Raw genomic sequence first — 12,421 nt, 5'->3', positions numbered from 1 at the left:
CTTACACCTTTATTGGATACCAAGCCATTGCTGGAGTTTAGGTTTTAGGGCGGCTAAATCGAGCGGCTTACTTAAATAATCGTTCATGCCTGCTGCTAGGCATTTTTCTTTATCGCCCTGCATGGCATTGGCTGTAAGTGCAATAATAGTAATATTTTCATTACCCTTACCTGCATCGCCTTCTCTAATGGCTTTAGTAGCTTGGTAGCCATCCATTTCAGGCATTTGGCAATCCATTAAAACTAGCTTATATGGCTTACCTTGTTTTGCATTGAGTTTTACAATTGCCTCAAGCCCATTTTCAGCAATATCAAAAGTCACACCTGCTTGCTTTAATAGCGCCGAGGCAACTACTTGGTTTATTTTATTGTCTTCAACGAGCAGTAGTTGTGGTTCTGATGAATCGAGTACTGGTGCTTTAGTTAGTTTATTTTGTAGTTGTGCTTGTTGCTGCTGTTGTTCAATGTATTTATCGTTAGTGAGTGAGTCAAACAAATCAGAAGGTGTGAGTGGTTTGAAAATCATACAGTCGACTTCCATACCTACTTTAGACTCCTCAGGTGAATAACTCATTGGCGCCATAAGAACTAACTTGCAACTATGCATATTTATAAAGTTTTTAAGCCCAGTTATATGCGTTTGCGGCGCTTTTTCAAAAAAGTAGTAATCAACTAAAATAGCTTCAGGGTGGGTGGTTACATTATTTAAATAATCATCAACCTCAAGATAGTCATGTATGCAATTAACCTTTGCACCCCATACCGTGAGTTGTTTGCTGGCTGTATTTGCATTTAACGAGCACTCATCAATAATTAAAATATGTTTGTTTTTAATTAAATGACTCGGTAAATCTTGTTCTTTACTTAAGCGAGGCTGTATTTGTATTGTGAAAGAAAATGTACTTCCTTCACCTTGCATGCTGTTTACACTTACTTCACCGTTCATCAGCTCACACAGTTGTTTTACTATGGCAAGGCCAAGCCCTGTGCCCCCAAACTGGCGTGTAGTTGAGGTATCTGCTTGTGTAAACGAATCAAATAACGACGCTTGCTTTTTAGGGTCAATACCAATACCAGTATCAATAATCGAACATTGTAGAAACGAGCCATCCGTTGTTTCATCCACTTTGGCGGTAATAACTACTTCGCCATCAATAGTAAATTTAACGGCGTTGCCAATTAAGTTATTCAAAATTTGGCGTAAGCGGTTCGGATCACTAATTATTTCGCTAACTGTAATTTGAGTGGCATCTAAAATAAGTTTTGTATTGTTTTGCTCTACTTTTAAAGCAAACGACTCAACCACTTCTCCTAATAACCGAGGTAGGTTAAATTGCACGTTTTCAATATCGAGCTTACCGGCTTCAATTTTAGAAAAGTCTAATATGTCGTTAATTATATTAAGTAAAGATTGAGCTGATGACTGAGCAAGTTCGATATGATGCTTTTGCTGCAGGTCTAGTTGCGTTTGCTTAATTATATTAAGCATGCCTAAAACACCATTCATAGGGGTGCGAATTTCGTGGCTCATACTCGCTAAAAATTCACTTTTAGCTTCAACAGCTTGTTCTGCAGTTTCTTTAGCGGCAACCAGCTTTTGTTCAGTTTCAATTCGTTGCTGGCTCGAGTGCAAGCTGCCTATTAACGCTGCAACGGCAATTAAAAAGCTTTCTTCGTTTTTAGACCAGTGGCGCTTGGATTGACATTGCTCGGCGCAAACAACGCCTATAGCACCACTTCCCGCAGGAATAATTATGCACAGCATTGATTTAATCTCGAGTGGCATTAAATACTGCTCTTTAATTGGTGCGAGTATTGGGTGTTCTAGTGCATCGGGTGCATTAAATACTGCTTGATGATCTATTGCATTAAAAAAGCCGGGGTTGTTTTTTCTTAGCCAAATAGAGTCAATTTTGTCACTAGACGAATGTTTGCTATGTATGGCAAAGGGGCTTAGTTGAGACTTGTCTTCATTAAAAAACCAAATACTGGCACGTTTAATATCGAATGCTTGGCAGATTGCTTCAGTGATAATATCTTTCGATTGGCTAAGTTGCCCATTTAATATTAATTTATTAACGGTAAGAGAAGCTAAAATTTCGTTATGTAATGCGGTTTTATTATTTTCTAATTCAATTTTTTTACGGGTATCAATATTCTGTAGTGAGCCAAAAATACGTGTGCATCGTCCATTCTTTCGTTCTGCTTCACCATGTACGAGTACCCAAACAGATTCACCTTCTGCATCCATTACTTCTAATTCAACTTCGTAGCTTTCACCATATTTTATGGCTCGTTCAATTAAAGGTTTAATTGTTTCTCGGCTAGTGCCTTTTTTAAAGTAGTTTAAATCTTTAGGCCATTCTGGTTGGTTATTTAATGGGTATTTAAATAGTTTTTTGGTCATATCAGACCAATACACTTGTTTAGTTTCTAAGTTAAATGACCATGCGCCTATTTGAGCTAGATCACTCATTGCTTCAAGCATTTTTTCGTTTTGTTGCTGACGATTAAGCATTTTCAAAAAGAATAAAAAGGCCCAGATTAATAACCCGCAAATAATAATAATCGATAACCGAAGTGGCCATATTGATGAAATAGGAGGGCTCCAACCGATTTTTGGCGCTACATATAACTGCCAGCTGCCGCCTTGAAAATTTAGAGTGAACTCAAGAGGATCTTGCTGAATAATATTTTGATTGCCGAAAAAAAACTCGCCTTTTTTACCTAAACCATTACGTCCTTGAATGGCAACGTTGTACTGTTTTTCTAATTCGTAAACGCCAGAATTGATATAAACCTTGTCAATATCGAGTACAACCGACAACAACCCCCAAAACTCATTATTGGGAGGGGTATACACCGGAACCCTGGCGATTAATGCTTCCCCCCCCTGAACTAATGTTAGCGGTCCTGCCATAATAATTGTGTTGGTATCGCGGGCTCTAAGTGCATCAGTGCGCTGATTTTTATTATCTAAAAAATTAAGGCCAATTGCTTTTTCGTTCCCTTTTAAAGGATAGGTCATTTGAATGACCATATTGGGAGCGCCACCAATATTACGAAGTTCATTTGATGTATCAAAAAGAGGGGCTGCGATTTGTTCAAAGCGTTCTTGTTCTAAACCCGGTTCTGCGGCAACGGCAACACCTAAACCCCGTACTAGTTGAATATTAGAAACTAAGGTTGATTCGAGTTGAGCTCTATAAGTACTTACTTCTGAAAGAATTTGTAGGCGGTGAGCATCTTTTACACGATTATAGTTAATACGATCAAGAACAACACCAACTAGTACAGTTAGCGTAAGCGATAACCAAAAGGTCAGCTTAAAGTTATGAACATTCGTTTTTTTGTTATTACTAGACGGTGGCATTAGCTACATCGTGGCGTTAATTTAGGCAAATTAACTATAGCTAATTTATGACATAAATGAAAACGGCGCATTAACAAATGCGCCGTTTATTTTTTATAATTAGTAGTTTAGCGAGTTACGAATCGCTAACTTCACGTGCCCAATGATTTTGCTTTGCTACGTGTAGCTTGCGGTAACCATCAAGTAGTGCCGCATGCTTTTTAAAGCCTTCAAGCGATAAACCTGGAAAAGTTAAACCGTTAAACTGCTTTTTACCTTCGGCAATTTCAATAGCCAGCGCTACATTATTAGCACCAAACATTAAGCCTAATGCATCTTGGTAATCAGCGTATTCGCGCTCGTCATCGTATTTAATTTCAAGAATCGCTTTTAAACAGCGGAAGTGGCGCATTGCATCTTCGTTTACTTGGCCTGTATGAAGTATCCAGTCAACCCAATCAATGGCTTCTTCGCTACCTGCGGCTAAACATAAGTGCGCTTTAAGTTCACCTATACGCAGTGTGTGCCATGGTGTGTCGGCATCGGTTGCTAAACCAATAAATTCTGCGGCGCGGATAATATCGCTATGACCTGCTTCTTCTAGGCTGTCGTAAATTTCCATCCATTGCTCTGCATCGTACTGATCAAGCGATAGGAATGCTTCGCGAAATTTTGCGCCTTCGTTGTTGTTGCGCCAAATAAGCTCATCAACTGGATAAATATCTGACATGCCCGGTACTAAAATACGACATGCGTATACGTTTAGGTGCGTATAATCCATGATGTATATATCGTGATCCATGCTGTGAATCAGGTCAGTACAGAAGTTATATTCTTGCTCTGTTGTGCCGCTAAAGTCCCAGTGTACAAATTCAAAGTCAGGTTTTGCACGGAAGAAATCATGCGAAATCAAACCGCTTGAATCAATAAAGTGCAGTTCAATGTTCTCTGGTGTTGCTACTTCATCGTTATCAAATGTTGCAGGTTGGAATACATCTAGTTGATCTAAACGACGACCTTGTAGTAATTCGGTAACGGTACGCTCAAGCGCTACTTCAAATGAAGGATGAGCACCAAAAGAGGCAAATACAGAACCATCTGTTGGGTTAATAAGCGTTACGCTCATTACTGGGTAAATCCCCCCAAGTGATGCATCGGCAATACGCAGATGAAAACCATGGCTGCGAAGTTCTTCACAGGCTTCGTGAATTTGAGGGTATTGCTTAACAACGTCTTCAGGCACGATTGGTAAACAAATACCTTCGGCGATTATGCGGTTTTTAATAGCGCGTTCAAATACTTCTGATAAACCTTGTACGCGAGCTTCAAATTTAGTGTTACCTGCGCTCATACCGTTAGATACAAAAATATTACCAATAACGTTTACTGGAATGTATACGTTTTGGTTATCGCGTTGGCGCGTGTATGGCAGGGTACAAATACCACGGTCATCGTTACCTGAGTTAAAATCAAAAAGGTGTGATGCGTTAAGTTCGCGCTCTGGGTCAAAGTAATTCCATAAGCTTTCATCCATAATACCTTGTGGTACTTCATCGCCTTCAACTTTAAACCATTTTTCGGTTGGGTAATGAGTAAACTCGCCATTGGCAAATTCTTCACCTAGATAAAAGTCTGCAAAAAAGTAGTTACAGCTTAAACGCTCAAAGTATTCACCTAGCGCTGAGGCAATAGAGGCTTTGTCGGTTGCGCCTTTACCATTGGTAAACATAACACCGCAGTCACTGTCTTTTATATGAACCGAATAACAGTTAGCTACAGGGTTAAGCCAAAGCGCTTCTTCAACATTAATGTGTAGGGCTTCAAGCTTGTTTTGCATGGTAGAGATTGACGATTCTAGGTCGCGGTCTTTACCTTTGATAAATGTTTTTTCAGTCATATTGATCTCAACTAGTTCTGCACGATGTGTGGAGCTGACATTATCGTGGATTTTGATGTTTATTTCACCCTTTGCGAGCAAGAACATTATTATTTAATAAAACTGCGGTTATTATATGCTCTTAACGCTTGGTCAAAACGTGCAAAGGAAAGGTTGATGTTTAAAGTAATCAAACGCTTGTTATTATTAATTGTGATATTAGGGCTGGCAAGTACCGCCGTTGTTTATGGTGTGCTTAGTTTAAGTTTACCTGCCCTTGATGGAAACGGACGTAGTAACGCGGTAGTAGAGCCTGTAAAAATTTCGCGCGATGCACTAGGGCAAGCAGTGATAAATGCAAATAGCCGAAACGACGCCGCCTACGGTTTAGGTTATGCGCATGGGCAAGACCGATTTTTTCAAATGGATTTACTAAGACGTAATGCCGCAGGCGAGCTAAGTGAATTATTTGGCGAAGCCGCGTTGGGGCTCGATAAAAAGATGCGTTTTCATCAATTGCGTAAACGCAGCCAAATTATTTTACAAACGCTGCCTGATGCAGATAAGCAATTACTTAAAAGTTACGCTCAAGGTGTAAACGAAGGGTTAGCGCAAGTAGGGTATTCAAGCTTTGAATATTTACTAACCGGTGCAACACAAAAGCCATGGCAAAGCGAAGACAGCTTACTTGTGATATTTAGCATGTACCTTGATTTACAAAGCGCCACATTTGAGCGCGACCAAGCACTCATTCAAATTGAGCAAGCGTACACAAAGCAAATGGTTGATTTTTTAACGCAACCAAGTAAGTACCAAGCCGCACTTGATGGCAGCAAATTAGCGCCTTATAGCGGCGGCATACCTACTTTGCCAACTCAAACACAGCATACAGTTAAAAGTATTGAAGCCAACCAAGAGCGCGGCAGTAATAACTGGGCTGTTACGGGAACGCTTACTAAAACAGGTGCTGGTATGGTGTCGGATGATATGCATTTATCGATGGCAGTACCTGTAATTTGGTACAGGGCACAATTAAATTACATGCACAGTGGTGAGCAGACTCAGGTGACCGGTGTATCGCTGCCCGGAGCACCTGCCATTGTTGTTGGCACTAACAACAATGTTGCATGGGGATTTACTAACGGTTATTTAGATACAGCCGATTGGATTGCATTAAACGATGATAGTAAAACATGGCAAGTAGATGAACCTATTGCATTACCCGATGGGGAGGTTGAAAACTATTCATTAATACTTAGCGAATATGGCCCTGTAAAATACATTAACGAAAAACCTTATGCATTGAGCTGGGCTGCACATCAGCCTTACGCCGTTAATATGCAACTCTTAAAGTTAGAGCAAGCCAAAACAGTAGATGATGCACTTGCTGTAGCAAGCGATGTAGGAATACCTGTGCAAAACCTAATGGTGGTAGATAGCCAAGGTAACGCAGCGTGGAAAAAAATGGGCGGTATACCGGCGCGTAAAACGTCAAGTGAGCTTGGCGTAAATGCCGATGACTACTCAGTGCTTTGGCAGCAAACCGAATTAGAACGTCCCTTTATTAAAAACCCACAAAGCGGCAGATTATGGACTGGTAACTCTCGCGTGGTATCGGCTGAAGATAACGCCCGTTTTGGCAATGGTGGCTATGCACTCGGTGCACGTTCGAGCCAAATCCGCGATAGATTATTTGAAAAACAAACATTTGCAGAGAGCGACTTTTACGCACTACAGCTCGATAACCAAGCTCGCTTTTTAATGCCTTGGCATGCTTTGCTATTAAAGCAATTAAAAACAGATCAAACCAAAAATCAGCAATATATAACAGCGCTCGAAAATTGGCAGCAATGTGCGTGTTCAACCTCCATAGGGTATACCTTAGTTAAGCGCTACCGCGATGAAGTGATTAATATTCTATTTAGTAGTATTGAAGACGAATTAAATAAACAGCAAGGCACACTTAAATACGTAAAACGAGATTTAGAGCCCGCAGTTTGGCAGCTTATTAATAACAAACCCGATACGTGGATAAACCCGCAATTTAAAAGCTGGGATGCACAATTACACGGTGCATTTAACCAAACTATCACTAAGCTTAATGAGCAATTTGGTAATAATGTACAAAGCTGGCAGTGGGGCAAGGTCAATGAGTTAGTGATAGAGCATCCGTTTGCAAAGCAAATGCCGTTACTTGCTAAGTTATTAAATATGCCCACAGCAGCGGGTTTTGGTGGTAGCTACATGCCCGCCGTACAAGGGCGTAGTTTTGGCGCATCGCAGCGCTTTATTGCTCAACCTGGGCATTTAGAACATGCAATTTTAGCTATTCCCGGTGGGCAATCGGGGCATCCTCTTTCTGAATTTTATAGAGCGGGGTTTAGTGATTACGTAGAGGGTAAACATACACCTTTATTGCCGCAAACACTTATGCATCAAATAGTCATAAGTCCTATTAAATAACGTTTAAGTGATAAGTGAGTGAGCTTAAATAGTGATAAAAACGTTCTATATTAATTACTTCATACAACAGAGAACTAAAATGAAAAAAATACTACCCGCATTAATAACAGGTTTATTACTAAGTACAGCAGCGCAAGCAGATGAAGGTCCAGTAACAGCACAAAAGCTAAGTGAGCATATATACGTACTATTTGGGCAAGGCGGTAATATTGCAGCAAGTGTAGGCGATGATGGCATTTATATTATTGATGATCAGTTTGCCAAACTCTCAGACGATATTAAAAAAACGATTAGCGATCTAAAACCAGGCAGTGCAGAGTTTGTTATTAATACGCATCATCATGGCGATCATACCGGTGGCAACGAGAACTTTGCTAAAGCGGGTGCGCACGTTATAGCACACGACAATGTACACAAACGTTTAGAAGAGCAGCATGGAGAAGGGTCAGACTTTTTACCGCGCATTAGTTTTGGTCACGATTTAAAACTGCATTTTAATAATGAACACGCCCATGTAGTGCATTACGAACATGCGCATACCGATGGTGACTCGGTTGTTTTTTTTAGTAACGACAACATAGTGCACATGGGCGACATTTACTTTAATTTTGGCAGCCTACCGTTTGTTGATGTAGACAGCGGTGGCAGCGTTGATGGTATTTTAGCGGCAGTAGACGATGTAGTTAAACAAATTGACGACAACACTAAAGTAATACCAGGACACGGTAAGGTAAGTGACCGTTCAGGACTGATAGCGTATGGTAAGCTAGTTCAAAACGCGAAAGACGTAATGCTAAAAGCAATGCAAAATAATGCAAGCTTAGAGCAAGTACTTAAAGCCGATCCATTGGCAGAACTTGGTCTTGAATACGCAGGCTGGTTACCAAAAGAGAAAGTAACCACACTCTTTTATCGCAGTTTAAAGTAGTACATCTAAAGTAAAAAACATGATACAAAGCTGAGTGTATTCTTGATTTAATCGAGCGTACATTCGGCTTTTATTTTCTTATGCCTAAAGGAGTTGTGTATGTCGGCAGAAAAAACCCATCTTGAAATTTGTAACTTAACCAGAGAGCAATATCCGCAAATTAAAACCTTGATGGATCAAGCGTATCCCGACTTAGGTGGTGCGTGGCCAAGTCATACCATTTTTAGATTAATAGACCAATTTCCTGAAGGGCAAATCGGTATTGTAGATGACGGCGTGCTGGTGGGCTTAGCGCTGAGCGTACAAGTTGATTACACACGTTTTTCAAACCCGCATACCTACGAAGACATTGCAGATGGTCATGACCGTGTATTTAGCGATACCGACGGCGATGCGCTATACGGCTTAGATGTAGCAATAAGCGAAACTCACAGAGGCATGCGCTTAGGTCGTCGCCTTTATGATGCCCGTAAAGAACTGTGCCGCCAATATAACCTACGCGCTATTTTAGCGGGTGGTCGTATTCCGCGTTATTACAATCACAGTAGTGAAATGACGCCAATGGAATACATTGCAAAAGTAGATCAGAGAGAGCTATACGATCCTATTTTAAGCTTTCAGTTATCTAACGATTTTCAGGTAAAGCGTTTACTTAAAAAGTATTTACCAGAGGATCAAGAGTCAGTTGGTTACGCCACGTTACTTGAGTGGAATAACATTATGTATGAACCAACCGACACGGTACTTGAGTCAACTAAATCAATCGTGCGTGTGGGTGCTGTGCAATGGCAAATGCGTTGTGTTGAATCGGTTGAAGAAATGCTAAAGCAGGTTGAATACTTTGTAGATACCGTATCTGACTACAAAAGTGACTTTATACTATTCCCTGAATTTTTTAACGCGCCATTAATGGGCTTAGGAAATCAAAGCAACCAAACTGAAGCGATTCGTTATTTAGCGGAATATACCGAAACGTTTAAAAACGCGATGTCGCGTATGGCAATAGAATACAACGCCAATATTATTACCGGCTCTATGCCGCTTGCCGAAGACGATAAAATTTATAACGTAAGTTATTTATGCCACCGCAGCGGTAAAATAGACGAGCAACGTAAAATACATATTACCCCGCATGAACAAAACGATTGGGTTATTCAAGGCGGCGACAAAATTGCTGTATTTGAAACCGATGCTGGGCGTGTAGGTATTCAAATTTGTTATGACGTAGAGTTTCCTGAGCTTTCACGCATATTAGCAAAACAAGGGTTAGATATTTTGTTTGTCCCATTTTGGACCGACACTAAAAACAGCTACTTACGTGTGCGCCATTGTGCACAAGCGCGTGCAATAGAAAACGAATGTTATGTAGTTATTGCAGGCTCGGTAGGTAATTTACCACAAGTAGAAAGCCTTGATGTGCAGTACTCACAATCGGCAGTGTTAACGCCATCGGACTTTTCGTTCCCGCACGATGCAACACTTAACGAAGCCACGCCAAATACAGAAATGCTGTTATTTAGCGACCTTGATATGGATAAACTAAAAATTCTTCATAGCGAAGGTACAGTGCGTAACTTAAAAGATCGCCGCGAAGATTTATACGAAGTCATTTTGAAAAAGAGAGATGTTTAATGGCGTGGATTTATTTGGTTATTGCCGGTTTACTTGAAATTGGCTGGCCGATAGGTTTAAAAATATCGCAAAACTCAGATACTCGCTGGCAGGGTATTGCAATAGCGGTGGCTTTTTTAGTCGCTAGTGGCTTTATGTTGTGGCTTGCCCAAAAGCAAATATCGATGGGTACGTCATACGCAGTGTGGACCGGTATTGGCGCTGCAGGTACGTTTGTAGTGGGTATATTGTTTTATAACGATGCCGCTACATTTGGTCGTATTGCGGGTGTACTGATGATTATTAGTGGTGTGATAACGCTAAAAATAAGCTCTTAATTAATAATTCAAATAAACGCTTAATTATGAATAGCGCAGGTATAAAAGCCTGCGCTTTTTTATGCTCTTAACTTGGCAACATGACCAAAACAGCGGCGATGGCGATGAGTATTAAGCCTGCAGTATCTTGTTTTTTAAGTGGCTGTTTTAACCAAAGTACGGCAATTAGCATGGTAAAAAACACTTCAACCTGTCCAAGTGTTTTAACGTAAGCAACGTGCTGTAAGCTCATTGCACTAAACCAGCCAATAGAACCGACACAACTAAAAACACTAATTGCGGCTGTAGTGCTTTTGTATTGCCACAGTTTACTGAGTGTTTGCGGCTCTTTTAATAATAAATAGCCAAGTAATATTAGCGTTTGTAGACTAATTACAAACAGTAAAACCCAAGCGGCAGAGTGTGGAAATAGTAACCCCGAATTTAAACTCGCTTCACGTACCCACAGTGATGTAAGTGCAAAGCAAGTACCACAAGAAAGTCCTAGTAATGCCGTTTTAGCATTAAAGTGTTTAACGCTTGTTATGCCGCTGAGTAGCAATACGGCAATAGCGCCAAAAAACACACCAAGCCAACCGAGTAAAGAAAGTGCCGAGCCAAAAAATAATACACCTAAAATAGCAGCCACTAACGCCTCACTTTTGGCAAGCCCAGCACCTACGGCGTAATTATTCATTTTAAATAACTTAACCATTAAACCAGTGGCAAGTATTTGCATCACACTTGCGCCTATAATAAATCCCCAAAAGGCATTATTAAACGTAGGCATGGCTGTATCTTGGTATTGATACAAACCATATAAATACACGGCAGCAATAGGGCCTGCAATAATAAAGCGGGAGAGAGTTACGCCAGCAACACTCACATCGTTACTTAATTTACTTTGCAGGGCATTACGCCATGCTTGCATGAAGGCGGCTAAAAAAGTGAAAAATATCCAGGTCATGGTCGTCATCGTTAAAATGTAAGGCAGTAAAGTTAACAAGCTTTGTGAAGTAAAGCGATGCATTAACTATGATGTTGAATATTCATCATCTGCGACATTATGTCGCATGGGTTTGAGGATATATTTAGCTATAGTAAGCCTGATGTTATTGTTAGCCGCCAGCGTTTGTCATAAAACGTATCTGGCGGCTTTTTTATTGCGCTTATGCTAAATTATCCGAAACATCAAAAGGATAAATTATGACAACATTAGTTGTATGTGCATTACTTGCGGTATTAATGCCTTACTTTGCAAAAGTGCCGGTTGCTATAGCAATGGCAAAATTAGGTCGATACGACAATAAACATCCAAGGGCGCAACAAAAAAAATTAACCGGCTTTGGTGCACGGGCGCTCGCTGCTCATCAAAACTGTTTTGAATCGCTTGCTGTTTTTGCTGTCGCTATTGCAGTTGTACTGGGCACTAACTCTGTAGGTGCAGTGACCGAAATGTTAGCGGTTACGCATATTGTGTCGCGTATTTTGTATTGCGTTTTTTACTATATGAACCTAGATATAATTCGCTCATTAGTGTGGTTTATTGGCTTGGGTACAGCCATTGCCATGATTGTGGTGAGTTTGTAGGTTTATACTTTAAAACCACAAAGCAAGCAGCCTAAAAGGGCGCTTGCTTTGTAATCTTGAAAAATCTAATAAAGTTAGTGCGATACTTTAATTCGCTCTATTAAATCGGTATTAGCAACTTCATTGTTTATTGCAAAATCGAGCTGTACAAGTACGTTTTGATAACCCATTGATGAGGGTTTGTATTGCCACTGTCTTAGCTGTCTCTTGATCACAAGTCTGGCTCAAGAGATTTTGCTAAATCGTAGCCTTCCAGGATGGCTTGTAACTTAAGCCATCCTTGCC

General features: G+C 40.4%; 8 protein-coding genes and 1 pseudogene. 5 read left to right on the top strand and 4 right to left on the bottom strand.

Annotated features, from left to right (window positions below; translation table 11 throughout):
• Positions 1-9: 9 nt before the first annotated feature.
• The gene (locus GQR52_RS18125; protein ID WP_165729339.1) at positions 10-3,372 is read right to left on the bottom strand and encodes an ATP-binding protein; all 3,363 of its coding nucleotides are present in this window, start codon (positions 3,370-3,372) and stop codon (positions 10-12) included.
• A gap of 115 nt (positions 3,373-3,487) precedes the next feature.
• The gene (gene ycaO / locus GQR52_RS18120; protein WP_165729338.1) at positions 3,488-5,248 is read right to left on the bottom strand and encodes a 30S ribosomal protein S12 methylthiotransferase accessory factor YcaO; all 1,761 of its coding nucleotides are present in this window, start codon (positions 5,246-5,248) and stop codon (positions 3,488-3,490) included.
• A gap of 156 nt (positions 5,249-5,404) precedes the next feature.
• Here ycaO and GQR52_RS18115 point away from each other — a divergent pair, with 156 nt between their 5' ends.
• The 4 genes from GQR52_RS18115 to GQR52_RS18100 all read left to right on the top strand — a co-directional run bounded on the left by GQR52_RS18115 (position 5,405) and on the right by GQR52_RS18100 (position 10,567).
• Positions 5,405-7,690 (top strand): penicillin acylase family protein, encoded by a 2,286-nt coding sequence (locus GQR52_RS18115; RefSeq protein ID WP_165729337.1) that lies wholly within the window; start codon positions 5,405-5,407, stop codon positions 7,688-7,690.
• A 79-nt stretch (positions 7,691-7,769) separates the two neighbouring features.
• Positions 7,770-8,618: an MBL fold metallo-hydrolase gene (locus GQR52_RS18110; protein ID WP_165729336.1), complete on the top strand. Its 849-nt coding sequence runs from the start codon at positions 7,770-7,772 to the stop codon at positions 8,616-8,618.
• A gap of 99 nt (positions 8,619-8,717) precedes the next feature.
• Positions 8,718-10,250, top strand: a complete 1,533-nt coding sequence (locus tag GQR52_RS18105) for a bifunctional GNAT family N-acetyltransferase/carbon-nitrogen hydrolase family protein (protein ID WP_010554553.1) — start codon at positions 8,718-8,720, stop codon at positions 10,248-10,250.
• The gene (locus tag GQR52_RS18100) at positions 10,250-10,567 is read left to right on the top strand and encodes a multidrug efflux SMR transporter (protein WP_165729335.1); all 318 of its coding nucleotides are present in this window, start codon (positions 10,250-10,252) and stop codon (positions 10,565-10,567) included. The genes GQR52_RS18105 and GQR52_RS18100 overlap by 1 nt, the downstream gene beginning before the upstream one ends.
• A gap of 67 nt (positions 10,568-10,634) precedes the next feature.
• Here the strand turns inward: GQR52_RS18100 and GQR52_RS18095 are convergent, their stop codons facing one another.
• Entirely contained in the window at positions 10,635-11,513 is an 879-nt protein-coding gene (locus GQR52_RS18095) for a DMT family transporter (RefSeq protein ID WP_206017546.1), read from the bottom strand.
• A 239-nt stretch (positions 11,514-11,752) separates the two neighbouring features.
• Here GQR52_RS18095 and GQR52_RS18090 point away from each other — a divergent pair, with 239 nt between their 5' ends.
• The gene (locus tag GQR52_RS18090; protein ID WP_010554555.1) at positions 11,753-12,136 is read left to right on the top strand and encodes an MAPEG family protein; all 384 of its coding nucleotides are present in this window, start codon (positions 11,753-11,755) and stop codon (positions 12,134-12,136) included.
• Between the two features lie 74 nt (positions 12,137-12,210).
• On the opposite strand, the pseudogene GQR52_RS18085 reads toward GQR52_RS18090, so the two are convergent.
• Positions 12,211-12,336, bottom strand: a pseudogene (locus GQR52_RS18085) (energy transducer TonB); the annotation flags it as partial.
• Positions 12,337-12,421 lie beyond the last annotated feature (85 nt).

It is taken from the genome of Pseudoalteromonas sp. 31A1, from assembly GCF_011378815.1.
Taxonomy (GTDB): Bacteria; Pseudomonadota; Gammaproteobacteria; order Enterobacterales; family Alteromonadaceae; genus Pseudoalteromonas; species Pseudoalteromonas arctica.
Note: the sequence above shows the minus strand (reverse complement) of the source record. Positions and strands in the feature narration are given on the sequence as shown.